27 protein-coding genes are annotated in these 26949 nt (G+C 72.0%); 14 read left to right on the top strand and 13 right to left on the bottom strand.

Annotated features, from left to right (window positions below):
* The first annotated feature begins 178 nt into the window (after nucleotides 1-178).
* Nucleotides 179-1249 carry a LacI family DNA-binding transcriptional regulator gene (locus ABGB06_RS28120; protein ID WP_347594402.1) on the top strand — a complete coding sequence of 357 codons (1071 nt, stop codon included), beginning with the start codon at nucleotides 179-181 and terminating at the stop codon, nucleotides 1247-1249.
* A 145-nt stretch (nucleotides 1250-1394) separates the two neighbouring features.
* Nucleotides 1395-3287 carry a beta-L-arabinofuranosidase domain-containing protein gene (locus ABGB06_RS28125; RefSeq protein WP_347594404.1) on the top strand — a complete coding sequence of 631 codons (1893 nt, stop codon included), beginning with the start codon at nucleotides 1395-1397 and terminating at the stop codon, nucleotides 3285-3287.
* Between the two features lie 12 nt (nucleotides 3288-3299).
* Here ABGB06_RS28125 and ABGB06_RS28130 read toward each other — a convergent pair whose 3' ends face one another.
* Nucleotides 3300-4001, bottom strand: a complete 702-nt coding sequence (locus ABGB06_RS28130; RefSeq protein WP_347594406.1) for a hypothetical protein — start codon at nucleotides 3999-4001, stop codon at nucleotides 3300-3302.
* Between the two features lie 4 nt (nucleotides 4002-4005).
* Nucleotides 4006-4419: a DUF6223 family protein gene (locus ABGB06_RS28135; RefSeq protein ID WP_347594408.1), complete on the bottom strand. Its 414-nt coding sequence runs from the start codon at nucleotides 4417-4419 to the stop codon at nucleotides 4006-4008.
* 199 nt (nucleotides 4420-4618) lie between these two features.
* Between ABGB06_RS28135 and ABGB06_RS28140 the strand changes: the two genes are divergently transcribed.
* Nucleotides 4619-5734, top strand: a complete 1116-nt coding sequence (locus tag ABGB06_RS28140) for a histidine kinase (RefSeq protein ID WP_347594410.1) — start codon at nucleotides 4619-4621, stop codon at nucleotides 5732-5734.
* Entirely contained in the window at nucleotides 5731-6405 is a 675-nt protein-coding gene (locus ABGB06_RS28145) for a response regulator transcription factor (protein ID WP_347594412.1), read from the top strand. The genes ABGB06_RS28140 and ABGB06_RS28145 overlap by 4 nt, the downstream gene beginning before the upstream one ends.
* A gap of 155 nt (nucleotides 6406-6560) precedes the next feature.
* On the opposite strand, the gene ABGB06_RS28150 is transcribed toward ABGB06_RS28145, so the two are convergent.
* Complete coding sequence (locus tag ABGB06_RS28150; RefSeq protein ID WP_347594414.1) at nucleotides 6561-6959, bottom strand: RidA family protein; 399 nt, start codon at nucleotides 6957-6959, stop codon at nucleotides 6561-6563.
* A gap of 134 nt (nucleotides 6960-7093) precedes the next feature.
* On the opposite strand from ABGB06_RS28150, the gene ABGB06_RS28155 reads away from it, so the two are divergent.
* Nucleotides 7094-8083, top strand: coding sequence for a LysR family transcriptional regulator (locus ABGB06_RS28155; RefSeq protein WP_347594416.1), 990 nt, complete (start codon nucleotides 7094-7096; stop codon nucleotides 8081-8083).
* Nucleotides 8084-8185: 102 nt separating this feature from the next.
* Here ABGB06_RS28155 and ABGB06_RS28160 read toward each other — a convergent pair whose 3' ends face one another.
* Both ABGB06_RS28160 and ABGB06_RS28165 read right to left on the bottom strand, forming a co-directional pair.
* Nucleotides 8186-8416, bottom strand: coding sequence for a hypothetical protein (locus ABGB06_RS28160; RefSeq protein WP_347594418.1), 231 nt, complete (start codon nucleotides 8414-8416; stop codon nucleotides 8186-8188).
* Nucleotides 8417-8587: 171 nt separating this feature from the next.
* Complete coding sequence (locus ABGB06_RS28165) at nucleotides 8588-8800, bottom strand: hypothetical protein (protein WP_347594564.1); 213 nt, start codon at nucleotides 8798-8800, stop codon at nucleotides 8588-8590.
* A gap of 173 nt (nucleotides 8801-8973) precedes the next feature.
* On the opposite strand from ABGB06_RS28165, the gene ABGB06_RS28170 reads away from it, so the two are divergent.
* Nucleotides 8974-9816, top strand: coding sequence for a helix-turn-helix transcriptional regulator (locus ABGB06_RS28170; RefSeq protein ID WP_347594419.1), 843 nt, complete (start codon nucleotides 8974-8976; stop codon nucleotides 9814-9816).
* On the top strand, nucleotides 9792-9989 hold the full coding sequence (locus ABGB06_RS28175; RefSeq protein WP_347594421.1) for a DUF397 domain-containing protein: 198 nt from the start codon (nucleotides 9792-9794) through the stop codon (nucleotides 9987-9989). The genes ABGB06_RS28170 and ABGB06_RS28175 overlap by 25 nt, the downstream gene beginning before the upstream one ends.
* Nucleotides 9990-10072: 83 nt before the next feature.
* Here the strand turns inward: ABGB06_RS28175 and ABGB06_RS28180 are convergent, their stop codons facing one another.
* The gene (locus tag ABGB06_RS28180; protein ID WP_347594566.1) at nucleotides 10073-10762 is read right to left on the bottom strand and encodes a glycoside hydrolase family 11 protein; all 690 of its coding nucleotides are present in this window, start codon (nucleotides 10760-10762) and stop codon (nucleotides 10073-10075) included.
* A gap of 540 nt (nucleotides 10763-11302) precedes the next feature.
* On the opposite strand from ABGB06_RS28180, the gene ABGB06_RS28185 reads away from it, so the two are divergent.
* Nucleotides 11303-12238: a DUF5996 family protein gene (locus tag ABGB06_RS28185; RefSeq protein WP_347594423.1), complete on the top strand. Its 936-nt coding sequence runs from the start codon at nucleotides 11303-11305 to the stop codon at nucleotides 12236-12238.
* 34 nt (nucleotides 12239-12272) lie between these two features.
* Here the strand turns inward: ABGB06_RS28185 and ABGB06_RS28190 are convergent, their stop codons facing one another.
* Nucleotides 12273-12746: a VOC family protein gene (locus ABGB06_RS28190; protein WP_347594425.1), complete on the bottom strand. Its 474-nt coding sequence runs from the start codon at nucleotides 12744-12746 to the stop codon at nucleotides 12273-12275.
* A gap of 174 nt (nucleotides 12747-12920) precedes the next feature.
* On the opposite strand from ABGB06_RS28190, the gene ABGB06_RS28195 reads away from it, so the two are divergent.
* Entirely contained in the window at nucleotides 12921-13784 is an 864-nt protein-coding gene (locus ABGB06_RS28195; protein ID WP_347594427.1) for an LLM class flavin-dependent oxidoreductase, read from the top strand.
* Between the two features lie 436 nt (nucleotides 13785-14220).
* A complete protein-coding gene (locus ABGB06_RS28200; RefSeq protein ID WP_347594429.1) occupies nucleotides 14221-14922 on the top strand; it encodes a glycoside hydrolase family 11 protein in 702 nt (233 codons plus the stop codon).
* A 107-nt stretch (nucleotides 14923-15029) separates the two neighbouring features.
* Here ABGB06_RS28200 and ABGB06_RS28205 read toward each other — a convergent pair whose 3' ends face one another.
* Nucleotides 15030-16970 carry a polysaccharide lyase family 7 protein gene (locus tag ABGB06_RS28205; protein ID WP_347594431.1) on the bottom strand — a complete coding sequence of 647 codons (1941 nt, stop codon included), beginning with the start codon at nucleotides 16968-16970 and terminating at the stop codon, nucleotides 15030-15032.
* Between the two features lie 182 nt (nucleotides 16971-17152).
* Entirely contained in the window at nucleotides 17153-18811 is a 1659-nt protein-coding gene (locus ABGB06_RS28210; RefSeq protein WP_347594433.1) for an ABC-F family ATP-binding cassette domain-containing protein, read from the bottom strand.
* A 294-nt stretch (nucleotides 18812-19105) separates the two neighbouring features.
* Here ABGB06_RS28210 and ABGB06_RS28215 point away from each other — a divergent pair, with 294 nt between their 5' ends.
* The 3 genes from ABGB06_RS28215 (at nucleotide 19106) to ABGB06_RS28225 (ending at nucleotide 21946) form a co-directional block, all read left to right on the top strand.
* Nucleotides 19106-20011 (top strand): pentapeptide repeat-containing protein, encoded by a 906-nt coding sequence (locus ABGB06_RS28215; protein ID WP_347594435.1) that lies wholly within the window; start codon nucleotides 19106-19108, stop codon nucleotides 20009-20011.
* A 103-nt stretch (nucleotides 20012-20114) separates the two neighbouring features.
* Nucleotides 20115-20615 (top strand): anthrone oxygenase family protein, encoded by a 501-nt coding sequence (locus ABGB06_RS28220; protein WP_347594437.1) that lies wholly within the window; start codon nucleotides 20115-20117, stop codon nucleotides 20613-20615.
* A gap of 164 nt (nucleotides 20616-20779) precedes the next feature.
* On the top strand, nucleotides 20780-21946 hold the full coding sequence (locus ABGB06_RS28225) for a ferric reductase-like transmembrane domain-containing protein (RefSeq protein WP_347594439.1): 1167 nt from the start codon (nucleotides 20780-20782) through the stop codon (nucleotides 21944-21946).
* 238 nt (nucleotides 21947-22184) lie between these two features.
* Here ABGB06_RS28225 and ABGB06_RS28230 read toward each other — a convergent pair whose 3' ends face one another.
* Entirely contained in the window at nucleotides 22185-22988 is an 804-nt protein-coding gene (locus ABGB06_RS28230; RefSeq protein WP_347594441.1) for a methyltransferase domain-containing protein, read from the bottom strand.
* 81 nt (nucleotides 22989-23069) lie between these two features.
* Nucleotides 23070-23960, bottom strand: a complete 891-nt coding sequence (locus ABGB06_RS28235) for an NAD(P)-binding domain-containing protein (RefSeq protein ID WP_347594443.1) — start codon at nucleotides 23958-23960, stop codon at nucleotides 23070-23072.
* A gap of 138 nt (nucleotides 23961-24098) precedes the next feature.
* Here ABGB06_RS28235 and ABGB06_RS28240 point away from each other — a divergent pair, with 138 nt between their 5' ends.
* The gene (locus tag ABGB06_RS28240; RefSeq protein WP_347594445.1) at nucleotides 24099-25154 is read left to right on the top strand and encodes a helix-turn-helix domain-containing protein; all 1056 of its coding nucleotides are present in this window, start codon (nucleotides 24099-24101) and stop codon (nucleotides 25152-25154) included.
* Between the two features lie 220 nt (nucleotides 25155-25374).
* Here ABGB06_RS28240 and ABGB06_RS28245 read toward each other — a convergent pair whose 3' ends face one another.
* On the bottom strand, nucleotides 25375-26049 hold the full coding sequence (locus ABGB06_RS28245; protein WP_347594447.1) for a VTT domain-containing protein: 675 nt from the start codon (nucleotides 26047-26049) through the stop codon (nucleotides 25375-25377).
* Entirely contained in the window at nucleotides 26046-26822 is a 777-nt protein-coding gene (locus ABGB06_RS28250; protein WP_347594449.1) for an MBL fold metallo-hydrolase, read from the bottom strand. The genes ABGB06_RS28245 and ABGB06_RS28250 overlap by 4 nt, the downstream gene beginning before the upstream one ends.
* Between the last annotated feature and the right edge of the window lie 127 nt (nucleotides 26823-26949).

Raw genomic sequence — 26949 nt, forward strand, 5'->3', positions numbered from 1 at the left:
CCGCCGCTCCCGCCTGCTGCGGAAACTCCAGGAAACCGTTGTCCGCAGACCCTAGGAGTGCCCTTTCGGGCAGTCAACCCTTCGTGACCACGCTTTCTTCGTGGCATGAACACCATGGCTGCCCCGAGCTGATCGCTGTTAGGGTGCTCAGGAACGGAAGGAAAACGGGAGGGGAACCATGAAGCAGGACGGCCGGCCCGTGCGCATCGTCGACGTGGCCCGGGCCGCCGGGGTCTCGGCGAGCACCGTCTCCAAGGCGCTCAACGGCTCGGGATCGCTGCGGCCCGACACCCGGGAGCGGGTCCGCGCCGTCGCCGATCGGCTCGGGTTCGTCTCCGACGCCGGCGCCCGCGCCCTGTCGATGCGGCGGACGTTCATCGTGGGCCTGCTCAGCACCGACGACGTCGGCCGGTTCAGCCTGCCCGTGATGCTCGGCGCGGAGAACGCGCTGACCGTCGGCGAGATCTCCACCCTGCTCGCCACCGCCCGGCGCGACTCGGTGCGCGAGCAGCACCATCTCCGCACGCTCCTCGCCCGCCGCGTGGACGGCATCATCGTCACCGGCAAGGCCACCGACCACCGCGAGCCGCTGGACGTGTCCGTTCCCGTGGTCTACGCCCTGGCGCCCTCGGCCCGCGCCGAGGACATGTCGGTGGTGCCGGACGACGCGGCCGGCATGCGGCTGGTCGTCGACCACCTCCGCACGCTGGGCCACCGCCGGGTGGCGCACGTCGGCGGGCGCGCCGACCAGCGCACCTCGCAGGTCCGTTGGGAGTCCCTGCGCGGCGCCCTGCCGAAGGCCGGCATGGAGTTGGTGGGGGAGCCGCTGTTCGGCGCGTGGAGCGAGAGCTGGGGGCGGCAGGCCGTGGACGTCCTGCTGCGCGAGTCGGATCCGGGCACGGCGCCGGTCACCGCCATCGTCTGCGCCTCCGACCAGCTCGCCCGCGCGGTCGGCGACCGGCTCAGGGAGCGTGGCCTGCGGGTGCCGCACGACGTCGCGGTCACCGGCTACGACAACTGGGAGGTCATGTGGGAGGCCAGCCGGCCGCCCCTGACCACGGTGGACATGGAGCTGGAGCATCTGGGCCGGCGCGCGGCCGAACGCCTGCTGGCGGCGATCACCGCCGACGCCGACTCCGACGCCGACTCCGACGCGGACGGCGAGGGGCCGGCCGACGGCGCCGCGCCCGGCCTCGAACTGATCCCGCCCCGGCTGGTCGTGCGCGGCTCGACCATCGCCGACGACTGACGCCCGACCGATCTGACCGATCCGACCAATCCGACCGATCCGACCGGCACCCCGACCCCCACCCGCGCCACACCGGCACGACCAGCATGACCAGCACGACCAGCACGACCAGCACGACCAGCACGAAAGGAACATGGTCCGCACCATGGGCAAGCGTTACGAACCGGTCCGCCTCGGCGAGATACGCCCCGACGGCTGGCTGCGCCGGCAACTCGAACTCCAGGCCGCGGGCCTGACCGGCCAGGTGGAGGAGGTCTGGCCCGACCTCGGCCCGGACTCCGGATGGCTGGGCGGCGACGGGGAGGACTGGGAGCGCGGCCCGTACTACCTGGACGGCCTGGTGCCGCTGGCGCATGTGCTGAACGACGAGAAGCTGCTGGACAGGGCCGAGGCGTGGATCGAGTGGATGCTCGCCAGCCAGCGCCCCGACGGCCAGTTCGGCCCGGAGACCAACGACGACTGGTGGCCGCGGATGGTCGCCCTCAAGGTCCTCACCCAGCACGCCGACGCCACCGGGGACGACCGGGTGCCCGGCTTCCTGGCCCGCTACTTCGCGTACCAGCTCGCCCACCTGCCCGACCGGCCGCTGAGCAGCTGGGGCGCGCACCGCGCCACCGAGAACGTGCTGGCGGCGCTGTGGCTGCATCGCAGGGACCCGGACCCGCGCTGGCTGCGCCTCGCCGACCTGCTGATGGAGCAGAACGCCGACTGGGTGGGGTACCTGACCGGCGACCTCATCACCGGGCGCGCCATGGTGTGGAACCACCTCACCCACGGCCCGAACGTCGCGATGGGCCTGAAGGTCCCCGCCGTCCGCGCCCTCCGCGACGGCCAGGACGACGCCGCCGGGCAGGCGGCGAAGCACTACGACGATCTGCGGGCCTGCCTCGCCGCCCTGGACCGCTGGCACGGCCAGGTGCACGGCATGTTCTCCGGCGACGAGTGGCTGGGCGGCCGCGAGGCGTCCGCCGGCATCGAGACCTGTCAGGTCGTCGAGTACCTCTTCACCCTCGAACAGTCCGCGCTGGCCTTCGGCGAGGGCGCCCTCGGCGACCTGGCCGAGGAGGCCGCGTTCAACCAGCTCGCGGCGAGCTGCGACCCGCGGATGCTGGCCCACCAGTACCACCAGCAGGCCAACCAGATCTCCGCGACCGTCGCCGAGCGCGACTGGACGATGAGCTCCGACGACGCCAACATCTTCGGCCTGGAACCGCATTTCGGCTGCTGCCTGGCCAACCTCCACCAGGGCTGGCCCAAGTTCGCCGCGTCGCTGTGGATGCGGGTCGCCGACGGCGAGGGCGACCGCGACGGGCTGGCGGTGTTCGCCTACGCGCCGAGCACGCTCCGCACCCGGCTCCGCGGCGCCGACGTCACCATCGAGGAGAGCACCGACTACCCCTTCGAGGACACCGTCCGCTTCGCGCTCACGCTCTCCGCACCGACCCGGTTCGACCTGCGGCTGCGGATCCCCGCATGGTGCGAGGAACCGACGCTCCGACTCAACGGGTGGGACGTCGCGCTGGAACCGGGCGAGGACGGCTACGCGGTCGTCGACCGGACCTGGCAGACCGGCGACGCGCTCGAACTCCGCCTGCCCATGGCGATTCGTCGGATCCGGCGCGAGCGCAACGCCGTCGGCGTCCGCCTCGGCCCGCTCGTCATGGTCGTCCCGGTGAAGGAGTCCTGGCGACCCCTGCCGGAGCAGCGCGGCCTCGGCGAATGGGAGGTGCTGCCGCTGTCCTCCTGGAACTGGGGCCTGCACGCGCGCGGCCTCGGCGGCCTGGAGCACTGGCCCGTGGAGCGCACTCCGGTTCCGGAGGCGCCGTTCGGCGCCAGCGCCGCCCCGGTCACCATCCGCGGCCAGGCGGCCCGGGTCTATGCCTGGCACATCGCGGCCAATTCGGCGGCCCCGCCCCCGGACAGCCCGGTCGCGGTCAACGCACCCCTCATGGACGTCTCCCTCGTCCCCTACGGCTGCGCCCGCCTCCGCCTCGCCGAACTGCCGACGGTCATCCCGCTCGGGCACGACCACGACTGAGCGCTCGCCGGCTCAGTCACGCAGCCACGGGAAGCCCAGCGGCTCGGCCGCCGCCAGCGACAGCAACCGCTCGTCGTCGTGCGGCCGCACCTGCTCCAGGTACGGGAAGTCGGCCGGCTCCACCCGCAGTCGCGCCAGCGGCCGGACCGGCCCCGGGCTGATCGCCTGGGCCGGCCGGACCCGCACACCGCGGGCCACCACCGGGGCCTGGAGCTCGAAGCCGTGGGCCGGGAGCAGATAGACGCTGCCGGCGCGCCAGGGCCGGCGGGCCAGCACCTCGGCGGTGAGCGAGAAGAAGTAGTAGGAGCGGGCCGGCGGCCCGAGGGTTCCCGGCCGCACGCTCATGCTGCTCATCAGGAAGCGGTACCTGGCCCGGTCGACCGTGGCGAAGAACATCGGCCACACGCCGTCCGCCGCCGCGTAGACGCCGGGACGACTGCCCATCTCGGAGTCGTCCTCGGGCTGCCGCGGCTCCAGCAGCCGGATCTCCGGATCGCCGCTGCCGTGCAGCAGCAGGCCGCCGTGGTCGACGGCATGACACAGGAACTGCCATTTCGGCGCCGACAGCCGGTAGTCGATGGTCGGCACCGGGCCGTCCTCGGCACCCGGCGCGAGCCCGGCCAAGAGCCGGTCGAACTCGGCGAGCACGCCGGGGTCGGGCTCCGGCACGGCCGGCCGCGGCAGCCACGGATGCGGCAGTTCCAGCGTCTCCACCAGGTCACTCTAGACCGGACGCTCGCCCGGTGCGGCGGTCGCGGACCAGGGCCAGCCCGCCGAGGGCCATGCCGAGCAGCCCGACCACCAGGGCCACGACGCCCCCGCCCAGCCCGTTGCCGGTGCCGAGGCCGCCGTCAGCGGTGGCCACGACCAGGCCGCCGAGGGCTACGCCGAACAGGCCCGCGGCCAGGGCCACCACGGCCCGGCTGCGCGAGGAGCCGGTACCCGAGCCGGTGCCGCCTCGGCGGTTGGCGCGGACCAGGGCCAACCCACCGGCCACCACGCCGAACAACGCCACCAGCCCGGCCACGACGGCCGCGAGCCGCCCGGAGCTCATGGTGGAGACGCTGGCGGCGGTCGGTGCGGCAAGCACGGTTCCGACCGGCATGACTGGCATGGCTGGGATGGCGGACATGGCGGTGCTCCTTCTCCTGCGACGACGGGACGCAGCCCGATCCTGTCCGCCGGACCCGCCGCCGGTCGTCCCGCCGCCGCGGACAGTTCGCGCTGCCGCGGGCGCCGCACGAGCCGCGGAACTACCGCGTCCGCGGTAGCCGACCGGTCGTCCGCGCGCAGGACTCGCCCGCCGGGGGCGGCGGGCTAGGGTGCGCGACATGAGGTGGGGACGAGCCGATGTCCGAGACGGGGCGATCGCCGCGGGCGTGGCGGCGACGCTGCTGGTCACCGGGCTGTCCGCGCAACGGTCCGCCGCGCTCCCCGACCTGCTCGGCCACGCGCTGCTGGCGGCCGGCGGCCTGGCACTCGTCGCGCGCCGCCGCGCGCCGGTTCCCGTCCTGGCCGTCACCGGACTGTGTGCGGTCGGCTACCAGACGGCCGGTTTCGACGTGCCCGCCGTCGCGTACCTGTTCGCGGTCTACGCGGCCGTGCGGGCGGGGCACCGCACCGTCACGGTGGCGGCGAGCGTGGCCATGCTGGCGGCACTGCCCCTCGCGGCCTGGGCCTCGGGCCCGCACGACACCGGCGAGGCGTTCGCCCAGGCCCGAGGCGCCCTGGAGATCGCCTGGTTGGTCGCCGCCGGAGCCGCGGGCGAGGCCCTGCGGCAGGCCGAGCGGCGGGCGGACGAGGCGGAGCGCACCCGGGAGGAGACCGCGCGGCACCGCGCCGACGAGGAACGGCTGCACATCGCCCGGGAACTGCACGACTCGCTCACCCACCAGATCTCGATCATCAAGGTGCAGGCCGAGGTCGCCGTCCACGTGGCCCGCCGGCGGGGCGAACCGGTGCCCGAGGCGCTGCTGGCGATCCAGGAGGCCGGACGCGAGGCGAACCGGGAGCTGCGGGCGACCCTGGAGGCGCTGCGCGACGACGACACGACCCCGCCACGGGGCCTCGACCACGTACCGGAACTCGTGGAACGGGCCCGCGGCGTCGGCCTGGACGCGACGCTGACCATCGAGGGACAACGCCACGACGTGCCGGCCGCGGTGGGCCGGACCGTCTACCGCATCGTCCAGGAGTCGCTCACCAACATCGCCCGGCACGCGGACGCCGCCACGGCGTCGGTCCGGATCGACTGCCGTCCCGACTCCCTCGCGATACGCGTCGACGACGACGGCAGGGCCACGCCCACCACCTCCCCGACGCCCGGCGTCGGCCTGCTCGGCATGCGTGAGCGGGTCACCGCCCTCGGCGGCCGGCTGAGCGCCGCCCCGCGTGGCGAGGGCGGCTTCACCGTCCGGGCCGAACTCCCCGTGGACCGGTCGTCGTGATCCGCGTCCTGCTGGTCGACGACCAGCCGCTGCTGCGCAGCGGGTTCCGCGCGCTCCTCGACCTGGAGGACGACATCGAGGTCGTGGCCGAGGCAGGCGACGGGCGGGAGGGCCTGGCCCTGGCCAGGGAGCATCTGCCGGACATCGCCCTGCTCGACATCCGGATGCCGGTCCTCGACGGCATCGAGGCGACCCGGCGCATCGCCGCGGATCCGGCCCTGGCCCGGGTGCACGTCGTCATCCTGACCAACTACGGCCTGGACGAGTACGTCTTCGACGCACTGCGCGCCGGCGCCGCCGGCTTCCTGGTCAAGGACATCGTGCCGGAGGACTTCCTGCACGCCGTACGGGTCGCCGCGCGCGGCGACGCCCTGCTCGCCCCCTCCATCACCCGCAAGCTCATCAACCGGTACGTCACCCAGCCGCTCCACCCCGGCGCCCTCGGCGCGGGCCTGGCGGAGCTGACCAACCGCGAACGCGAGGCCGTCGCCCTGGTCGCGCAGGGCCTGTCCAACGACCAGATCGCCGACCGCATGGTGATCACCCCGATGACCGCGAAGACCCACATCAACCGGGCCATGACCAAGCTCCACGCCCGCGACCGTGCCCAACTCGTGGTCCTGGCCTACGAGTCCGGCCTGGTGACCCCGCGCCCCCGTGATTCCGGCTGATGGGCTCCGCGCCGCATTCCAGACGAGAAGTTCAACGAGGTGTTCGCCCGGCTCGGCTCGGCTCGGCTTGAACTGGGACCGGGCCCTGGTGGCCTTTTGGACGATTTAGCAGCCGCCGGCCTCGCCGGGCATCTTCGTCTGGCTCCGCCTTCTGATCAATCAGGGAGAAGCGCCGTGCATTTGATCTCGGCGAACAGTCCCGGCATGGCCAGGGCGGCCACGCCGATCGCGGTCCAGGCCGGCAGCCGCTCCAGATTCGTGAAGAACCGGTCCTTCACTGTGATGAAGAGCTGCAGGTCTCGCATGTCCGTGTGGTATGTCACCATGTCCACGACATCATCGAGCGTGGCTCCAGCCGCACTCAGCACCTTCTCGACGTTCTCGAACGCCTGAGTGAACTGCTCCTCCTTGTCTTCGACCGCGTTCAGATGTTCGTCGCGCCCCAGTTGACCAGCCATGAACAGGAGAGGCCCAGCCTTCACACCAGGCGAATAACGAAACCGCTCATGAACGTCCTTCATGTCCTCGGGAACAACGGTCTCTCGTCTGGGCATGTCTCTGGTCTCCCTCTCGGTTGTGCGGCTGACGTCCTACAGCGCGCCAGTCCAGGACGCCCAAGTCCAGAAAGGGCGTTGCGGCGTGAGGCCTCCTCCAAACGAGTCGGCTTCGTCGCCAGGCTAGGCCCGTCGTGATCGATGCGACCAGCGATGATCTCGCAGGGATAACATGCATATCTCGCATGGCAGGGGGCGTGATGGACATCGGCTGGCTGGAGGTCTTCCGCGAGGTTGTCCGGCGCGGATCGTTCACCGCCGCGGCTCAGGCGATGGGCTACACCCAGTCGGCGATCTCGCGACAGGTCTCGGCGCTGGAAGGCGCGACCGGTGCCACGTTGTTCGACCGGCTGCCCCGTGGCGTGCGTCTCACGGCCGAAGGGCGGTGCCTCCTCACCCATGCCGAGGCGATACTCGACCGGCTCGGTGCCGCCCGAGACGACCTGGCCGCGCTCCGCGACCTCGCCGGTGGGCATCTGCGAGTGGGCGCGTTCGGCACCGCGGACGCCATGCTCGTTCCCCACGCGATGGCCGCTTTCCACGCGGCCTACCCCAAGGTCACCCTCGCGCTCTCGGAGGGCTTCACACCTGACCACGTGGCCGGCCTCCACGCGGGTGCGGTAGACGTCGCGGTCCTGAGCACGGCACCGAGCCGGCCGTTCGATACCGATCGGCTGGATCTCAGGCACCTGATCGACGATCACATGTTCGTCGCGCTGCCGACCATCCATCCACTCGCCCACCGGCGCGTACTCCGGCTCGCCGAGCTGGCCGAGGAACGCTGGGTCGCGGGCAGCGGCCGCATCGAGGACACCTTGATCAGCGCGAGCCTACGCGTCGGGTTCCGGCCTCGCGTCGAGCTGGTGGCCGGCGAGTGGATCGCCAGGCAGGGACTGGTCGCGGCGGGCCTGGGCATCACGCTCATCCCGTCGCTCGCCGTCGCCGCCACCCGCCCCGACGTCGTGCTCGCCGCGCTGCATCCCGACGACGCACCGGTCCGCGCTGTTTACGCCGCCACCCCGCGTGGGCTGTCCAAACCACCCGCTGTCGTCGCCTTCCTCGACCTGCTGGACAACGCCGTGGCCGAGTTGCGCGTCCAGATCGACGAACGGGTCGGCCAGTGAGATGCGCACCGAGCGCGACCGGCACTCGTAGCATGGTCGGCCCGCCACGGTCTCATTCGGCTACTTGTCACCTGGTGCGCCGCTCGTTAACGGCACCTCTCACTACGCGTCTTCGTCCTCGAAGCGCAGGCGCCATTCGGTGGGGGACAGCCCTCGGCGTTCCCGATGGGCCTCAGCATGCCCGCGTATCGGCTCGCCCCATTCCCGGAAACGCTCGGTCAACCAGCCGGCGGAGACGCCGTAGCGGCGCGCGAGAGAAGCCATCGGCTGCTTGTCGCGATAGCGCGCCACGGCGTCCTCCCTCGGAATCTCGGGCATCGGCTTGCGCGGCATCTCCCGGTCACCTCCCGCTGTGGAACCGCAGGTTCGTCGTGCTCTGCTGGTTGATCTTCCGGAGCCTTTTCCTTAGCTTCTGGCGGCTTAACTCCTCGCGGCGCTGCTCCGGGCTCCCGCTCGCCTGTTGTCCCGGCTGCTGAGCGGGAGGCGTGGCGGGAACGGACGCGCTCACCGCTTTCCCACCGGCGCGCTGTTCAGCACGCGAACGAGTGCATTCACCGTCACGTTGTTGACGCGCCCCAGCTCGATGAGCGGACGCCCCGCGAAGTGCGCGTACGAGACGAGATCCACGTCCAGCGACGGCAGTACGATCTCGTGCCGCGCAAGGGCCGCCCGCAATGCGCGAGCCGTTTCCACGGCGTCCTGACGGGCGGTCAGCATGTCCACGGGTCGAAGTCGGCGTGTCATTCCGTGCCACCAATTTCCCTCTTGTGCTGCGTGCGTTGTCTGACCCAAGCTTGCGGCGCGGCGGATAACCGCTGATAGAGGCTCGCGTTGCTGACCGCGATTGGCATCGAGCGCCTATTCGAATTCGGGGAGAGGGAGTGGGGCGTATGCCGCCGAGTGAGGAGAAGACGAACCGGTTGCCGCACGCGCGGCGCCTCTACGCCGAGGAACTCAGGAGGCTGCGCGAAGAGGCCGGCTGGTCGCTGGCCGAACTCGGTGAGAAGTCCGCGCTGGACCGGACCCACCTGAACCGCCTGGAACGCGGCGAACGCCTCGGCGAACGCCGCAACGCCGAGGTCCTGGACGCGGTGTACGGCACCGGCCGGCACCTCCAGAACCTCTGGACGCTCGCGAAGGAGGACGCGTTCGCCGACAAGTACAAGCGGTACATGGAGTTGGCGAGCAGCGCGACGTCCACACAGCAGTACACCCCGAGTGTGGTTCCCGGGCTGCTCCAGACCGAGGCATATGCCCGGGAACTGCTCCAGGAAGCTCGTTCCGGGGACGACCTCGAAGATCAGATCACCGTCCGGATGGATCGACAGAGGAGACTGGTGGGTGCCAACCCGATCGACTTCCGTGCCGTCATCGACGAGGCGGTGCTACGCAGGCCCCTCAAGGATCCGAAGGCCTGGCATGCTCAACTGGCGCACCTGGTCGAACTGCAGTCGCTCCCCAACGTCGCTATCCAGTTGCTCCCTCTGGCCGTCGGCTTGCACGGCCTGACCAATACACACACGATCACGATGTGGCAGCCGGACGGGACCTCGGCCGCCTACATCGAGACCGGATATTCGGGCGAACTCCTGGAGGACCCGGAGGACGTCGAGCACCTTCGATTGGCATACGATCGCCTGCGAGACTTGGCCTTGTCGCCACGGAAATCCGTGGAGTTCGTCGAGAAGCTGATGGAGGACCGCGACACATGCGAGCCACCCGACCCGACCTGACCGCCGCTCCATGGCGCAAGTCCAGCTACTCCAACCAGGACGGGGGCGACTGCGTCGAGATAGCCGACGGCTTCCCCGGCGTCGTTCCCGTCCGGGACAGCAAGCGTCCCGAGGGCGCCGCTCTCGTCGTGCCCGCCAGCGCCTGGCGGGCGTTCGTCGCGCACGTCGCGTGATTCGGGCATGAAACCGGGGCTGTGGCATTGGCCTCCACAGCCCCGGATCCCTACCTGGTCCTACTGAGCGGTGGGCGCGGTCGTCAGCTCATGGTGATCTCGGAGCTGCCGCTGCTCTGGTAGCCCTCGGTCGCCATGATCATGTAGTAGTTGAAGTTGCCGAGCTGCATGCCGGCGCGGGCCCACGCGTCGAAGTGCGTGGCGGTGTTGAGGCTTCCGCTGCTGCGGAGGTTCTGCCGGACGCTCCAGAACTGCGGGAAGGTCTTGGTGCCCTCGACGGACGGGGCGTTGTACCGCATGGAGTGGACGATGGTGTAGTTGCTGCCGTCGGCGTAGACCGTGCCGCGGTTCGTACCACCGCTGCTGGGGTTCCACGGTCCGTGGGACTCGACGATGTAGTACTCCACCAGCGGGTTGGACGTCCAGCCGTAGAGCGCCAGGTAGCCGTTGCTGCCGTGGTTCACCCAGCCGCTGTAGTTCACGGTCCGGCGGCTGCCGTTGCTCCAGCCCTTGCCGCCGACCCAGTTGTTGGCACCGTTCCAGGAACTGCTGTAGCGGCCGCCCGACTTCAGGGTCATCGTGGCCCGGCCGGGGCTGTCGGTCCAGAACGAGTAGTAGTAGCCCTCGTGGGTGCCGGTCGAGTTCTGCGTGAGGGTCACGTCGGCGCGGGCGGTGCCGGGCAGCGCCAGAGCGGCCGCGCCACCGAGGGCCACCGCGCCGGCACCGCCGAGCAGACGTCTGCGGCCGAACATCGGCGCGGGGTTGTTCTCCATGGTCATGCTTCCTCCTTGTTAGGACTGGCGGAGGCCAGACACGTGGTGCGACCCGACAGATCCGTCGATGACCAGGGCGAGGCCGCCGACCGAACGTCGGCGTTGTCGCAGCACAGCGGGAGCTGGCCGGTCAGCGTGCGGCTCACGACCGGAGGGCCAGATCGCGTGGGTGACCCGGATCGACAGGTGTGACGTGTGACGTGGGAGTGCGGTGAGGGGGATCTGTCGATGTCATGACCATGCTGGGAGGGACCTGTTAAGTTGTCAACAGTTTCCGCAAGGTTCTCGGGAAACTCGTCCTCGTCATACGCCCTTTGAATCCTCATAACCACTGGTCAACGCCCGGACCTCCGTGTCGGGCTCGCGCGGTCTCTCAAGATCGACAGCTCCCCTCCCTGAAAATTTTCGGAACTCTTCCGGATCACTCGCGGCGGCGACCCCGGACCGAACCGCCCTCTCGGCGATATGAGGGATTTCTACCGCTATGCCATGATGAGACTGCCCGGCCGCCACGGACGTGCCGGGCGGGAAGGGGCAGCGATGGAGTTCTTCCCGCCGATGCCGCTGGTGGAGTGGCGGGACACCAAGGAGACGCTGCACCGCTTCACGCAGATCGTCGGCAAGATCCGCCTGGCCGCGAGCACCCGGCGCAACCACTGGTGGAACGTCCCGTTCCACGTCACCGGGCGCGGAATCACCACCCGTCCGATGGGTCAGGTCGACGGCAATCCGATCTTCACGATCGACTTCGACTTCGTCGACCACCGGCTCGTCGTCATGACGCTGGAGGGCGCGACGCGATCCTTTCCGCTTCCCGGCCAGTCCGTCGCGTCGTTCCACGACCAGACCCTGGCCGCTCTGGCCGCGCTGGGCGTCCGGGCGGACATCGCCATTCCCAGGCCCTTCGGTCTGCCCGACAGCGACCGGCCGTTCGCCGAGGACACCGAGCACGCGACCTACGACCCGGTGGCCGGAAACCGCTACTGGCGGGTGCTGAGCCAGGTGGCGTCCGTGCTGGAGGAGTTCGCGGCGGGCTTCTCGGGAAAGGCCAGCCCGGTGCACCACTTCTGGCACACCTTCGACATCGCCCACAGCCGCTTCTCCGGGCGGCGGGTCGACCAGCCCGGACGGGTCGACCCCGTCACCCGGGAGGCGTACTCCGCGGAAGTGATCAGCTTCGGGTTCTGGTTCGGCGACGACACCTTCGGCGAGCCCGCGTTCTACTCGTACACCGCCCCCGAGCCCGCCGGTCTGGCCGAAGCGCCGCTCAGCCCGGCGTCCGCGCGGTGGGTCGTGGCCGGCGACAGCCACCTGGCCGTGCTGCCCTACGACGCGGCCCGCGACGAGGCCGATCCACGTGCCGCCGCGCTCGCCTTCTACGAGAGCGCCTACCAGGCCGGGGCCGGACGCGCCGAATGGGACATCGCGGCGAGCGCGTGCCCCGGTGGAATCACCGACCCGGTCCGTCGCGTCTGACCAGTCCGGTCACCAGCGGGGCGCGGTGCGGTGGTCAGGCTTCGGCGTCGGTGCGCGCCAGGATGCCCTTGAGCAGGCCCGTGGACTGGCCGACCTCGATGAGGTAGCCATCCGGGTCGCGCATGTAGCAGCGCAACTCGGCACGCCGGTCGATGGGCGGGGTGAGGAACTCGGCTCCCTTGTCGCGGGCTGCCGCGTGGAAAACGTGGATATCCGCCACCCGTACGTTCAGGAAACTGGAGACGGTGTGGCGGTCCTCCGGCGGGCGCAGGACGACGTCGGGTTTGTCATCGGTGGGCCCGCCGCCGGGGTTCATGATGATCCAGCTGTTGGCGACCTTGATGATGCACGGGTTCTCCTCCAGCACCACCTTTCCGCCCAGCACGTCGACATAGAACGCCCGCGAGCGAGGAACGTCGCCGACCGTGAGGAAGTGCGTGACCAGCAGGCCCTCGGCCGGTGCGGGAAGGTCGTCGGCTGAGGCACCGGCGGCGAGGAAATCGGACATACGGGGAGCGTAGGACGGGAGTTCCTGGTCCGCATTCCCAACCGGCATTCCCAACCGGCAGGCGTTCTCCCACACGGCGTCGGCACCGTGGCGGGCTGATGTCACTGCGGTCGCCTGTGCGGTGTCTGTGTGCATGATGGGTTCTGAGTGGGTTTCCTACGTCCGGAGGAACGGATGGACATCGGAATCGGCCTGCCCAACACGGTTCCCGGCACCGAACCACCGAGGCTGCTGGACTGGGCCCGGCAGGCGGAGGAGGCGGGGTTCAGCACCCTGGGGACGATCGGCCGGCTGGTGTACCCGGGCTACGAGGAGCTGATCGCGCTCACCGCGGCCGCCGCGGTCACCAGCAGGATCCGGCTGACGACGAGTGTGCTCCTCGCGCCGCTGCACGCCAACGCCGCCCTGCTGGCCAAGCAGGCGGCGTCCCTCGACCGGGTCTCCGCCGGACGGTTCGTGCTCGGGGTGGGGCTCGGCGGACGCGATGACGACTTCACCGCGAGCGGGCTGTCCACCAGGGGCAGAGGGCGCCGGTTCGAGGAGCAGCTCCGGGAGATGAAGCGCGTCTGGTCGGGGGAGGAACGCGGATTCGCCGGGGCGATCGGGCCGAGGACCGTGCGCGACGGTGGGCCCGAGCTGATCCTGGGCGGCGGCTCCGAGGCCAGTTTCCGGCGGGTGGCCGAACTGGGCGACGGCTGGATCATGGGTGGCGGCACGCCGGAGATGTTCGCCCAGGCCGCGGCCGCGGTCGACGCCGCCTGGCGGGACGCCGGGCGCCCGGGCACGCCACGCAAGCTGTCACTGGCCTATTTCGCGCTCGGCCCCGACGCCCGCGCGCAGGCCGACGCCTACCTCCTGGACTACTACGGTTTCCTCGGCGACGTCGCCAGCCAGGTCGCCGCGAGCGCCGCGGTGAGCCCGGACATGGTCACGTCCTATGCCGCCGCCTTCGAGGCCAGCGGCTGCGACGAGCTCATCTTCGTCCCCACCGGCTCCGGACTCGACCAGATCGAACTGCTCGCCGGGGCCGTCGCCTGACGGAAGCCGCCGGCGTCCGGTGGACGACACGCAGCTCCGAGCGGCCCGGAAGGCTTCCGGTAATTTTCAGTGAAGTGGATCGGACAATGATCTTCACAGCGGCGCTATTTTCAACACGACCTCTTGGCAAGCGTCGCTGACCAGGAATGATGTGGACCTGAGGAGCCGCTGGCGGGCTCGAACGTTCCGGAATCGTTGCGAGAACCGTTGACATCGCGTGGTGCCGGTTCAACACTGTCGAACCATCGACAGACCCGCACCACTGTCGATCGGGTCGCCGTGTGTGACCTGCGTTCCGGTCGTCGCCCCACACAGCGACCGGTCGACCGCCGAGGCGTTGGACGACGCCGACGTTCGGTCGACATCTCACCCCCACACGCCCTCCGGCGTCGAATCAGGCTGTCTGGCCTCCCGCCAGCCCGCTCGAGGAGGATGCATGCACAAAGATGACAACCCCCCACCCTTCCGTCCGTTCAGCCGCAGGAGTCTGCTCGGCGGCGCCGGCGCCCTGGCCGTGGGCGGTGCGTCCGCTCTGGCGCTGCCCGGTATCGCCCGCGCCGACGTGACCCTCACGCAGAACGCGACCGGCACCCACGAGGGCTACTACTACTCGTTCTGGACCGACAGCCCCGGCACGTGCTCGATGACCCTGAAGTCGGGCGGGAGCTACAGCAGCTCCTGGAACGGCACCAACAACTGGGTCGGCGGCAAGGGCTGGAGCAACGGCAGCCGTCGGACCGTGAACTTCAGCGGTAGCGTCAACCACGGCAGCAACGGCTACCTGGCGCTCTACGGCTGGACGTCCAACCCGCTGGTGGAGTACTACATCGTGGAGTCCCACGGCCCGTACAACCCCAGCAGCGGCGGCGAGACCCGCGGCACGTTCACCGCCGACGGTGGCACGTACACCATCGTCCACTCCATGCGGTACAACGCCCCGTCGGTGGAGGGCACCCAGACCTTCCCGCAGTTCTGGAGCGTCCGGCAGAGCCACCGGAGCAGCGGCAGCCTCAACACCGGCACGCACTTCGACGCGTGGGCCCAGGCCGGCATGCAGCTCGGCAGCTTCAACTACTACATGATCATGGCGACCGAGGGCTACCAGAGCAGCGGCAGCTCCGAGATCACCATGAGCTGACCCGCACGCACCTTCCCCCACCTCACGCACGCGTGGCGCGGCGGCCCCCCCCCCCCCCCCCGCCACGCTGTTCTCTTCCGGGATCTCCGCTAGCTCACACGTCTAGCTCACACGTCGTACGTGCGGACCCAGTCCACCTGGAAGATGGCGGGACGTAGCCCGCTGGAGCCGGTGAAGTTGTCGAGCTGGATGTTGAGATGGCCCGAGGGCATGTCCTGGACGTCGCCGCGCTCGTCGTTCGCGCCGTCCGACATCCGGAACCACTCCTCGCCGTCGACGTAGCCGACCAGCGCGTCGGGCGTCCACTCGAACGCGAAGTTGTGCCACTCGGTCATGTCCACGCCGCAGAGCTCGTGGTGTTCCTTCTCGTCCGTCGGGCTCTGTGGGTAGTGGATCCACGCGCCGACGCACTGGGCGTCGGGGTTGGTGTACTCGATCCAGTCGTACTCGCCGTTCTCCAGGCGGTTGTCCTCGGTCGGCCAGATCAGGTGCAGCGGGTGGTAGAGGCCGCCGCTGTCCCCGGTGTTCTCCGAGCGGGACCGGATCTCCCACCGGCCGTACTGGGTCTCGTAGTCCTGCCTGAGCCACCCGGTGTCGCCGTTGGCCTGGCCGGTCATCGTCATGATGCCGTCCTCGACCGTGCTGTTCTTCGCGCACCGGCGGCCGTTCTCGTCGTGCCCCTCCCAGCAGCCCTCGGTGCCGCCGACCTCACCGCTCGGCACCCCCCACTTGGTGGGGTCGACCGGTCCGGTGTAGTCGAACTCGTCGGAGATCGGCAGCGGTTCGCCCCAGTCGTACAGCACGGCGGCCTCGGTCCCGTCGGAACCGCCGTCACCGCCGTCGCCGCCGTCGCCGTGCGTGACCTCCACGGCGTAGATGTTGGTCTCGCCGTAGTTGTCGTCGCTGCACGGCGAGGAGTTCTCGCAGTTGGCCTGGGTGTAGGCGCCGGCCTTGAAGTAGTTGGTCGAGTCGGAGTGGTCCAGCGTGGTCTGCAACTCGCCGTTGTAGTAGATCTCGATCTCGCCACCGCTGACCACGTACCGCAGCTCGAAGACCGTTCCGAGCTCGTACTCGTCGGTGATCAGGTGGTGGTTGGTCTCGTCGCCCTCGGTGATCCAGAGCTCCGAGCCCTCCAGGCGCAGCGCGGTGACGTCGTCGTCGCCGCCGTGGATCTGCGCGCCGACCACCTCCGGCTTGTCCTCGGGCAGGTGGGTGAACGCCTCCTCCACCGTCATCGTGTGGGTGCCGGACGTCGAGGACCACTCGGTCTCGTCGCCGCCGCCGGGCTCCATCTCCCGCAGCTCCGAGCGCGGATAGCTGGAGCCGCCGGTGGTCACGCCGTTGACCGGCGAGCGGAACTGCACCGCGTCCCCGGCCTCGGTGACCGTGAAGAACGGGTCGTGGGAGTAGTCGGCCAGGTCCGGCTGGAAGATCTCGGTCGGCTCCTCGTCGTCCCCGATCGGCAGTGTCACCTTCCAGTCGCTCAGGTCCAGCACCTCGGAGGGCAGTTCGGCGCCGCCCGGCGGGTCGTCGGGGTCGTCGTCGGTGTGCCAGATCTCGACCTCGGTGAGGCTGTTCCAGTCGCCCTCGCCGTCGCCGGTGTAGCCGTGGCCGAGGTAGCGGATCCGGGAGGTCTCGACGGGGTCGAAGGTGAAGGACTCCAGGGCGGTGCTGGTGCCGCTGGTCTCGCCGTCGTGGACGGTCTGCCAGGTCGTTCCGGTCCAGGCCTGGAGTTCGAAGACGTTCTGCCGGGTGGTGCCCTGGTGCACGGCGAGTCGGACCTCGTTGACGGTCCGGGTGGCGCCGAGGTCCAGTTGCAGCCAGGCGCCGTCGCCCTCGCCGGACCAGCGGGTGCTCAGGTCGCCGTCCACGACGTTCGCCGGCTCGTTCTCGTCACTGGTACTGGCGGTGACGTCGCCGGCGGCCACCGTGATCTGCTCGTCGGCCGCCTGCGCGGCCCCCGGCACGACCAACGCCGCCGTGCCGGCGACCACGAGGGCGGCCGCCAACGGCAGCCGCCCTCGCCCTCGCGGCGTGAGACGGGACAAGCGGGTAGGTGTCACAGGGCTGTCCTCCCTCTTCGGACCTCTGCGAATTCGTCGCCTCACCGGGCCCGGCCACACGGCACCACCGACCCCACGAGACATCCGGCGCGACCGTAGCCCCCGGCGCCCGAGAGGGGTCACGAGCGCCGTCGGATCGACCCCGGCTCCAACTTCGACGCCAACTTCTACCCCGGCTCCAGTTCCAGGCGGGGCCAGTCGGCGAGGTCGTGGAGCAGCTGCCGGTCGTGTGTCGCGACGACGACCGCGGCGCCGGTGTCGCGGATCGCGTCCGTCAGCTCGTCGACCAGCGCCGACGACAGGTGGTTGGTCGGCTCGTCGAGCAGGATCAGCCCGGGCCGCCCGGCCAGCGCCAGCGCCAGGTCGAGACGCCGCTGCTGCCCCTGCGACATCCGCCCGACCGGGGTGCGCAGCGCGTCGGAGCCCAGCAGGCCGAGCGAGCCGAGCGGCACGGCGTCGGCGTCGCGCAGCACCCGGCCGGCCACCAGCCGTCCCACGTGGCGGGTGTACACCTCGCGGGCGGTGAGCCCGGGGTCCTGCTCGGCGGTCTCCTGCGTCACCCGGACGATCCGTGCCCCCCGCGCCGGGCGGACCTGCCCCTCGGTGGGTTCGAGCGCGCCGGCCAGCACCGCGAGCAGCGTGGACTTGCCGGCCCCGTTCGGCCCCGTGACCAGCAGCCGGTCGCCGCCATCGAGGGTGAGGTCGACCGGGCGGGCCAGCCGTCCGCCGACCGCGACGCCGTGCGCCCGCAGCTGCGGCGCGCCGGCCCGGACGCCCAGGTCCGGCCACCGCAGCCGCGGCGGCGGCTCCGGCACGTCGATCCGGTGCGCCTCCAGCACCTCCCGCTGCCGCTTCAGCGCCTGCACCACGCCGGGCGCGCGGGACTGCCGCTGGTGCTTTCCGGTCCCCTTGTCCGGGCGCCAGCCGGTGGAGAGCCGGTCGCGGGCCTTCGACACCGCGTCCTGCAGCCGCCGGTGCTCGGCCTGCTGCTCCTCGTGGTCCTGCTCCCAGCGCTCGCGCTCGCGCCGCCGGGCGTCCTGCCAGGCGTCGTAGCCGCCGGCGTGCACGCGCGGCCGCCCGTCGCGGGTCGGGTCGAGGTCGAGGAACCGGTCCGCGACGTCGCGCAGCAGCGCCCGGTCGTGGCTGACGACGGCCAGACCGCCGTCGTGCTCGCGCAGCCTGCGGGTCAGGAAGTCCAGGCCGCCGGCGTCGAGATGGTTGGTCGGCTCGTCGAGCAGCAGCACGTCGTGCCGCGCGCCGAGCAGGCAGGCCAGCCGGACCCGGTAGCGCTGCCCGACCGACAGCGCCGCCAGCGGGCGATCGCGGTCGGTGCAGGCGCCGAGGGCCTCCAGGGCGACCTCGACGCGCCGTTCGGCGTCCCACGCGTCGAGCCGGGTGGCGGCCTCCAGGGCGACGGCGTAACGGTCGTCGGCGGCGGGGTCGCCGCCCGCGGCCATGGCGCGGGTCGCCTCGTCCAGCGCGGCGAGCGCCGCGAGCGACGCGGCCAGCGCCTCGGAGGTCAGGGTGCCGACGGTCGCACCGTCCCGCGCGGACAGCTCCTGGCGGGCCAGGCCGATCGTGCCGGCCCGGTGCACGGTGCCCGCGTCGGGCGCGATCAGCCCGGCGAGTACGTGCAGCAGCGTCGTCTTGCCGCGGCCGTTCTCGCCGACGACGGCGATCCGGGACCGGGCGGAGACGGTGACCGAGACGTCCCGCAGGACGCGCCGGGACCCGCGGGTGACGGTGACGCCCTCGGCGCGCAGATGTGCGCTACCGCCCGCCTCGACGGGCAGGGAGACGGGTTCGGGGGTGGGCGTGAGGTTCAACGGATGCTCCGCAGCTCGCAGTGGAGCCGGGCAGCAGGCAGCGGCCGCCCGGCGGGAACCGGAACGGCGAGCGCGAACTCAGCGGAAACTCAACGGAAGAGACTCGACGGAGAGAAGAGACTCGACGGAGAGAAGGGGAAGGGGGAGAAGGCGCCGCCGTCAGCGGGCGGCTCGCACCTTCTGCGACCAGATACCTCGTGCCATGACGCCCATCCTAGCAACCGCGCCGGCGACCCGGCCGGGGCGTGAGGGGGGTGCGGTACGCGCCGTAGGCTGGTGGGGGAGGTGCGGCTGGTGTCGGTGGAGGGGTCGGCGTTGCGGGCGGACTGCGCGCGGTGCGCGGGGCTGTGCTGCGTCGTGTTGCCGTTCGCCGCCTCGGCGGACTTCGCCGTGGACAAGGCGGCGGGGGAGCCGTGCGGCCACCTCGGCACGGACTTCCGCTGCGGCATCCACGCGCGGCTGCGCGACGCGGGCTTCCGCGGCTGCACCGTCTTCGACTGCTTCGGTGCCGGGCAGCGGGTGACGCAGGACACGTTCGGCGGGCGGGACTGGCGGGCGGATCCGGACGCCGCCCGGCGGATGGTCGACGTCTTCCCCGTCATGCGGCAGCTGCACGAGCTGCTGTGGTACCTGGCCGAGGCGCTGGAGCTGCCGCGGATCGGGACGGCGCTCCGCGACGAGCTGCGGCGCGCGTACGACGAGACCGAGCGCCTCACACATGCCGACGCGGACGCCCTCGCCGCGCTCGACGTCGCGGCCGTCCGGGCTCGGGTCAACGCGCTGCTGGTGCGGGCCGGGGAGCTGGTGCGGTCCGTGACGCCCGAGGGTCGGCGCCAGCACCGTGGCCCGAAGATGGCGGGGGCCGAGCTGCGCGACGCCGATCTCAGCCGGCGCCGGCTCCGGGGCGCCGACCTCCGGCGGGCCAACCTGCGGGGCGCGATGCTGATCGGGGTCGAGCTGCGCGACGCGGACCTGCGGGCGGCCAGCCTGCGCGGCGCGTGCCTGATCGCGGCGGATCTGCGGCGCGTGGACCTGCGCTCGGCCGAGCTGATCGGGGCCGACCTCAGGGACGCCCGGCTGGGCGGCGCCGACCTGCGCGGCAGCGTCTTCCTCACCCAGCCCCAGCTCGACGCGGCCAGGGGCGACGCGGCCACCCGGCTGCCCGGCACCCTGCGCCGGCCCGCGCACTGGGCGGCGTAGCGGGGATCCGCGGGGATCCGCGGGGAGCCGGCGTAGACGCGCGCGTATGACCATGAGCCGCCGGCTCATGGGCGTGCGGCCCGCGAAGCATTTGACTGAGCGCATGACGAACCTCACCGCGCTCACCGCGACTCTCACCCTGCTCCTCACCGGCCTGATGGCCGGCGTGTTCTTCGCCTTCTCGGTGTCCGTGATGCTGGGACTGGACGCCGTCGACCCCGGACGGGCGGTCGCGGCCATGCAGAGCATCAACGACCGGATCCAGAACCCCGTGTTCCTCGTCGCCTTCGTCGGCGTGCCGGTCGCCGCGGGCGCCACCGGCGGGCTGCTGCTGGCACTCGGTCACCGGGGCGCGGGCGTGGCGTTCCTGCTGGCCGCCGGCGTGTACGTGTTCGGCGCCTTCCTGCCCACCATGGTCGTCAACGTCCCGATGAACGACACGCTGAACGCCGCCGGCACCCCCGACAGCCCCGAGCACGCGGCCCGGCTGTGGGCGGACTTCTCGCCGCGCTGGACGGCGTGGAACACGGCGCGCGCCGGCTTCAGTTCGCTCTCCCTGCTGCTGGTCGGCCTCGGCCTGTACCTGTGGGGCCGCGACCGCTGAAGCGAACCGGGCGATCGGAGCGCGATCCGGAACCACGCACTCTCGTTTGACAACGGATTCGAAGCTAACCTCTCCTGAACGGGCGTGGGAGACCAACATCTGTTGGCGCGCGGGGCGCCTTGGGCTGACCCGTTGCCGAGCCGTGCAGAAGGTGGTGTCTTGCCATGACCCGAGCAGGAGTTGAGGAGAAGCGAAGAGCCGCGAGACAGCGGCGCTTCGACTGGGGCGGCCTCCGCGCCGACCTGCGGGGTGCGATACCCGACGCGAGCATGGCGTTGGTCGCCACGCTGCTGATCTTCTGGTGGCTCTACGCCCGTGTGGAGAACGGCAGTTCCGCGACCACGCAGGTCATGCCGATGCTCACCGACGCGCCCCGGTACTGGATGTACTGGATGTGCCAGGCGTTCGGCTGGTCGGGACTGCTCTGGGCCTACGTCACGATCGTCTTCGGCCTGCTGCGGTCGGGCCCGCGGCCCGGCTGGGGCTGGCTGTCCGGCGCGCGGGTGGAGAAGTGGCACCGCACCACGAGCCTGACCACGCTCGGGCTGATGTTCATGCACGCGTTCATGCTGTTCGCCGAGTTCGTCCGGACGAACCACTCCGACTCGTCGTCGTGGGGCGGCCGGGTGGGCGGCGCGTTCGCCGACTCCTTCGTGCCCGGCTGGTACGACTCGGGCACCGGCCGGATCGCCATCCTCATCGGGCTGCTGGCGTTCTACCTGGCCATCCCGCTGGGCCTGGCGTTCTACCTGCGGCAGACCACCGGATCCCGGATGTGGCTGGCCCTGCACCGCTTCATCATCGTGGTCTACGTGTTGAGCGTCTGGCACACCCTGCTCTACGGCACCAACGTCTGGTACGACGGTTCGTTCCGCACGCTGGTGTGGGCGCTGCAGATGCCGCTCGCTGGCCTGTTGCTCACGCGCCTGCTCGCACCCGCGCGCCCCAGCGAACGGCTGCGCCTGCGCGGTGCCGGCCGCGAGTCCCGGCCGCTGCCGCTGACCACGCGGCTGGCCGGGCGGCTCGCCGTCGTGGCCACGATCCTGGGCCTGCTGGCCGTGATCGTCTCCGGCACGGACGGCGGCCGCGACCCCGATCCGAACGCGGCGCCGTCGCCGGAGCCGTGGCCGGAGCAGTGGGTCATCTGGGCCGGGCTGCTGGTGCTGACGCTGGTCCTGGTCGCGGTCGTGCACCGGACGCGGCCCGCCCCGCCCGCGCCCCCGCGCGGACCGGTGGCCGGGCACGTGCCGGCGCGGGACGCCGGTGACCGCGGCACCGGCGCGCAGCGGTCACGCGGCCAGGAGGAGCAGGAGGAGGGCGTGGCGAGCTGACCGAGGCGCCGGCGCGCGCCGCGCCCGCTTAGGTCCTGTCCGGTGGATCGATGGGGCACCTCCCAGCTTTCCAAGCTGGGGGAGGATCAGCCCGCGGCTCCCAGGCCCTTGAGGCCTGGGAGGTGCCCCCATGACGCCGTGCGTCGCAAGGCACCGGATCGCCACTCGTACGAATGGGGGCACCTCCCGGACGGAGTCTGGGGGAGTCGCGGGCCCGGCAAGATCGACCGGACAGGGCCTAGGCGCGGCAGCGCGCCTCGCCGTGCAGCACGCAGAACCAGCCGTCCGGGTCGGCGCCCCAGGCGCGCCACGCGTCGGCGATCGCCGCCAACTCCGCCTCGGTGGCGTGTCCGCCGGCCACCGCGGTCTCCGCGTAGGAGGAGGCGACCGTGCGGTCCGCCCACAGCTCGCTCCACCAGCCCCGCTCCTCCGGGGTGGCGAAGCACCACACCGAGGCGGAGGGGGCGACCTCGGCGAAGCCGGCCTGCCGGGCCCAGGCATGCAGCTGCCGGCCGGCGGTCGGCTCGCCGCCGTTGGCCCTGGCCACCCGCTCGTAGAGCCGGAGCCAGGCGTCCATCCCGGGCGAGCGCGGATGGAAGGTCATGGCCGTCATGTCCGCGTCCCGCACCGCCACCACGCCGCCCGGCCGGCACACCCGCCGCATCTCGCGCAGCGCGCCGACCGGGTCGCCGAGGTGCTGCAGCAGCTGGTGGGCGTGCACCACGTCGAAGGAGTCGTCGGGGAAGTCCAGGGCGAGCGCGTCCGCCCGGGCGAAGCGCACCCCGGTCAGGCCGCGCGCGGCGGCCTCGCGCCGGGCCTCGGCCAGGATGTCCTCGACCTGGTCCACGGCCGTGACGGGACCCGGCGCCACCCGCTCCGCCAGGTCGGCGGTGAGGGTGCCGGGCCCGCACCCGACGTCGAGCAGCGAGAGCCCGGGCCGCAGCTCGGGCAGCAGGTACGCGGCGGAGTTCTCCGCGGTACGCCAGCGGTGGGAACGCAGCACGGACTCGTGATGCCCGTGCGTGTATACGGCATCCGACATTCCGCCACCCTCCCTCCGTCTCGCCATCCGGGCAATTCCGTGCCACTATTCGGACTCCTGGGACTCCGAGGGCTCTCTCGTTCAGGCGCTCGCGCCGCCCGGCGCGTGCCTGAGGACCTCGATCACGCTCGCGTAGCTGTCGGAGCCGTGGCCCGCGGCGCTGGTCCGTTCCATGGCGGACTTCAGCAGTTCGGGCAGGGCGTTGTCGATGCCGCGGGCCGCCGCCGCGTGGAGGAGATGGTCGATGGCCGCGATCTGCACGTCGACGGTGGCGTCGTCGCCCGGATAGCGGCCGGCGTCCACCTGCGGGGCGTACGTGGTCAGGAAGCCGGCCACGGCGGTCAGCCAGCGGATCGCGACCGGCGTGAAGTCCGTGGCGGGTGTCTTCTCCGCGCCGACCAGCGCGGTGCCGTGCAGCCAGCCGGTCATGGTGGACCACATCAGGCCGAGCAGGGCCGCGTCGTAGAGGGACGCCAGGCCCGGATCGGAGCCCAGGAACAGGGGATCGCCCAGGGACGCCAGGGTCGGACGGTGGGCCTCGAAGGCGGCCTGGGAGCCGCTGTAGAGGAACATCATCTCGGGGCTGCCGACCCCGGGCGGCGTGGTCATGATCGCGCCGTCGAGGTAGTCGGCGGCGTGCGACCGGGCCCACGCGGCGGCCTCGTGGGCCTGTTCGGGAGAACCGGAGGTGAGGTTGACCAGCACCCGGTCCGCCAGGGCGCCGACGACGGGGTCGAGAACGGCGTGCAGCGCCGCGTAGTCCAGCACGCAGGCGATGACCAGCGGGCTCGCCGCGACCGCCTCCTCCGGCGTGGCGGCCAGGCGGGCACCCCGCTCGACCAGCGGCCGGGCCCGCTGCGCCGAGCGGTTCCACACGGTGGTCTCGTGGCCCCGTTCCATCAGGACGGCGGCCAGCGCCGAGCCCATCGAGCCCGTTCCCAGGACGGTCACGGCCGGGCGATCTGAACCCATGTCACTACTCCCTGTACCTCCGCCTGCGGCGGTTGGTCGTCGGTTGGTCACGTGACGACCAAGATCGCAGCGGGCGGCGGCCCGGACCAGTGACACTGGTGCCGGCGATCACCAAATTCCTGCCATACCCTTCGGGGCATGAATCCTGGTTCCGTCGCCGTCGTGGTGACCGAGGACATCGGGGTCCCCTCCTGGGATCTGTACGAGTTGAGCATCCCGTGCACCGTCTTCGGCAAGCCGCAGCCCGACCTGGCCGACCCCTGGTACGACCTGCGGCTCTGCGGCACGGGGGAGGGGCGGCGGGACGACTCCCCGGCCGGAGCCGGGCTGTCGCTGCGCACCCGGCACGGCCTCGACGACCTCGTCGACGCCGACACGGTCATCGTGCCCTCGGTGCCCGACCCCTGCGTCGACGAGGGCAGGCCGCTGCCGCGGGCGCTGATCACGGCCCTGCGCCGGGCCCACGACGCGGGCGCCCGCATGGTCTCGCTGTGCACCGGCGCCTTCGCGCTCGCCGAGGCGGGGCTGCTCGACGGACGGCGCGCCACCGCCCACTGGATGCACACGGCCCAACTGGCCGAGCGCTACCCGAAGGTGCGGGTCGACGCGTCGGTGCTGTACGTGGACGACGGCGACGTGCTCACCAGCGCCGGGCTGACCGCCGGGCTCGACCTCTGCCTCCATCTGGTGCGCCGCGACCTGGGCGCCCACGTCGCCAACCAGCTGGCCCGCCGGATGGTGGTGCCCGCCCACCGCCCCGGCGGCCAGGCGCAGTTCATCGACCTGTCCGTGCCCACCACCGACGACGCGGGCCTGGGACCCGTGCTGGACTGGGCCCGGGCGCGTCTGGACCAGCCGCTGACGGTCGAGGACCTGGCCCGGCGCGCGGCGATGAGCCCACGGACCCTGCACCGGCGGCTCCAGGCCGCCACCGGGACGACGCCGCTGCGGTGGCTCCTCAACCAGCGCCTGATCCGGGCCCAGAGCCTGCTGGAATCGACCGACCTGCCCGTCGAGAAGGTGGGGGAGCTGAGCGGCCTCGGCACGGCGAACAACCTCCGCCACCACTTCCTCAGGCAGATCGGCGTGACACCGAGCCACTACCGCCGCGCCTTCCCCCGGACCACGCCCGAGCCGTCCCAGCCCGGGGGCGACGGCACGAGACCGCTGGCGGGGGTCCCCACGACCCGCTGACGAGGAGCGTTCGTCAGCGTCGCGGAGCCCGGGCCGCGCGCACGCCGCTCCGCACGCACGCCGTCCGCACGCACGCCGTCCGCGCACACGGCGGCGACCACGGCATCGGCGGCGCCGGCCCGGCCACGAGCACCCGGGTGCGCGAGAGGCCGTGGAAGGCACCACGAGCAGCGGTCCGGCCGGGCCACCCGCACGCGGGTCCGCGGCGAGCGGCGAGCGGTTAGTGGGAGGCGGCGACGCGGCGCCAGACCGCCGGGGCCGCGGCGATGAGGAGGGTGAGGGCCGCCGCCGCGGCCGCGCCCTGCCAGGGGTGTGGGAACAGCGCGCCGCCCACCAGGCCGATCACCTGGTAGGTGGCGGTCCAGGCCAGCACCGCCGGCAGGTTGCCGCGCAGGTAGGCGACGAACGGCAGCTCGGCCAGCAGACAGGCGAGCATCGCCGGGATCCGGCCCGCCGGCAGCAGCCGGGAGACCACCAGCACCGCGACGCCGTGCCGCTCCAGCCGGTCCGTGGCGCGCTCCAACCGCTCGGGCGCCACCTGCCGGTGCATCCAGGCCAGCCACCTGGAGCCGCTCCGCGACCGCACCCCGCGCCGCCCCAGCCAGTACAGCAGCGCGTCCCCGGCGAACGCCGCCGTGGTGGCCAGCGCGAACACCAGCGACGAGGCCAGCGCCGGATCGCTGTGGTGGAACGCCACCGCCGCCGCCGAGCTGACCACCGCGCCGGTCGGCACCACCGGCACCAGCGCCCCGACGAGCACCAGCAGGAAGAGCGAGGGATAGCCGATCGCCTGCTGCGCCGACTCTCCCGACTCCGTGGTGGCCGCGGTGGCGGCGGTCACCGCGCCGGAGGCGGCCAGCGCGCAGCCCGCGCCCGCCGCCACGGCTCCGGTCATCCGCGCACCGCCAGCAGCACGCTCTCCCCGTGCCGCAGCCGGTGCACCCGCACCGAGGGGGCCAGCCGGGCGGCGTGCCGGACGAACTCGTCCCCGGGGGCGTGGAACTCGTGCGGCCTGACCCCGGTCATGCCGACCGGCCAGTACGTCCCGTAGTGCACCGGCACGGCGCTCCGCGGCCGCAGCCGGACCAGGGCCTCGGCCGCCCGCTCCGCGTTCAGATGGCCGTGCCCGAGCCGCGGGCCCCAGCCGCCGACCGGCAGCAGCGCGACGTCCACCGGACCCGTCTCCCGCTCCATCGACTCGAACAGGTCCGTGTCGCCCGCGTAGTACGTCCGGCCCTCGCCCTCCACCACGTACCCCAGCGCCGGCACCCGGTGCGCGCCGAACGGCAGCCGCCGCCCGTCGTGCAGCGCCGGCACCGCGCGCACGGTCACGCCGCCCACCGGAAGCTTCTCGCCGGCGGCCAGCTCGCACAGCTCCAGCCGGCCCGCCAGCCGGCGCAACGGGCGCACCGCGCGGAGCGCGCCGCGCGGCACGACCAGCACCGTGCCGCGTGGGAGCCGGGCCAGGGAGCGCGGGTGCAGATGATCGGCGTGCAGGTGCGAAACCAGCGCGGCGTCGGGCGAACGCGCCCAGACTGGCGGTACCGGACCGCGTCGCCGGCGCAGGTGCGCGCAGCGCCGGGTGAACAGTGGATCGGTCAGCACGGTGGTCCCCGAATCGCGCACCGTCGCGGTGGCATGGCCCCACCAGGTGATCTCCACCGGCACCGGCACTCCTCTCGTGGCGTCTCGTGACGTCTCGTGGCGTCTCGTCGCGGTCCAGGGTGGCCTGGGAGCAGCGTACGCGCGCCGGGCCGCCCGCCGGCCGCGAGCGGAGCGTTCGGTGACGGAAGGG

Source organism: Streptomyces sp. B6B3 (genome assembly GCF_039871525.1).
Lineage (GTDB): Bacteria > Actinomycetota > Actinomycetes > Streptomycetales > Streptomycetaceae > Streptomyces.

Excerpts from the sequence above, each read along its gene's own strand:
- ABGB06_RS28165 (WP_347594564.1), bottom strand. The coding sequence starts at position 8,800 with ATGCTGACCGCCCGTCAGGACGCCGTGGAAACGGCTCGCGCATTGCGG.
- ABGB06_RS28160 (WP_347594418.1), bottom strand. The coding sequence starts at position 8,416 with ATGCCGCGCAAGCCGATGCCCGAGATTCCGAGGGAGGACGCCGTGGCG.
- ABGB06_RS28125 (WP_347594404.1), top strand. The coding sequence starts at position 1,395 with ATGGGCAAGCGTTACGAACCGGTCCGCCTCGGCGAGATACGCCCCGAC.
- ABGB06_RS28235 (WP_347594443.1), bottom strand. The coding sequence starts at position 23,960 with ATGGGTTCAGATCGCCCGGCCGTGACCGTCCTGGGAACGGGCTCGATG.
- ABGB06_RS28240 (WP_347594445.1), top strand. The coding sequence starts at position 24,099 with ATGAATCCTGGTTCCGTCGCCGTCGTGGTGACCGAGGACATCGGGGTC.
- ABGB06_RS28180 (WP_347594566.1), bottom strand. The coding sequence starts at position 10,762 with ATGGAGAACAACCCCGCGCCGATGTTCGGCCGCAGACGTCTGCTCGGC.
- ABGB06_RS28245 (WP_347594447.1), bottom strand. The coding sequence starts at position 26,049 with ATGACCGGAGCCGTGGCGGCGGGCGCGGGCTGCGCGCTGGCCGCCTCC.
- ABGB06_RS28190 (WP_347594425.1), bottom strand. The coding sequence starts at position 12,746 with ATGTCCGATTTCCTCGCCGCCGGTGCCTCAGCCGACGACCTTCCCGCA.
- ABGB06_RS28220 (WP_347594437.1), top strand. The coding sequence starts at position 20,115 with ATGACGAACCTCACCGCGCTCACCGCGACTCTCACCCTGCTCCTCACC.
- ABGB06_RS28230 (WP_347594441.1), bottom strand. The coding sequence starts at position 22,988 with ATGTCGGATGCCGTATACACGCACGGGCATCACGAGTCCGTGCTGCGT.
- ABGB06_RS28170 (WP_347594419.1), top strand. The coding sequence starts at position 8,974 with ATGCCGCCGAGTGAGGAGAAGACGAACCGGTTGCCGCACGCGCGGCGC.
- ABGB06_RS28175 (WP_347594421.1), top strand. The coding sequence starts at position 9,792 with ATGCGAGCCACCCGACCCGACCTGACCGCCGCTCCATGGCGCAAGTCC.
- ABGB06_RS28200 (WP_347594429.1), top strand. The coding sequence starts at position 14,221 with ATGCACAAAGATGACAACCCCCCACCCTTCCGTCCGTTCAGCCGCAGG.
- ABGB06_RS28120 (WP_347594402.1), top strand. The coding sequence starts at position 179 with ATGAAGCAGGACGGCCGGCCCGTGCGCATCGTCGACGTGGCCCGGGCC.
- ABGB06_RS28185 (WP_347594423.1), top strand. The coding sequence starts at position 11,303 with ATGGAGTTCTTCCCGCCGATGCCGCTGGTGGAGTGGCGGGACACCAAG.
- ABGB06_RS28150 (WP_347594414.1), bottom strand. The coding sequence starts at position 6,959 with ATGCCCAGACGAGAGACCGTTGTTCCCGAGGACATGAAGGACGTTCAT.
- ABGB06_RS28135 (WP_347594408.1), bottom strand. The coding sequence starts at position 4,419 with ATGTCCGCCATCCCAGCCATGCCAGTCATGCCGGTCGGAACCGTGCTT.
- ABGB06_RS28225 (WP_347594439.1), top strand. The coding sequence starts at position 20,780 with ATGACCCGAGCAGGAGTTGAGGAGAAGCGAAGAGCCGCGAGACAGCGG.
- ABGB06_RS28140 (WP_347594410.1), top strand. The coding sequence starts at position 4,619 with ATGAGGTGGGGACGAGCCGATGTCCGAGACGGGGCGATCGCCGCGGGC.
- ABGB06_RS28195 (WP_347594427.1), top strand. The coding sequence starts at position 12,921 with ATGGACATCGGAATCGGCCTGCCCAACACGGTTCCCGGCACCGAACCA.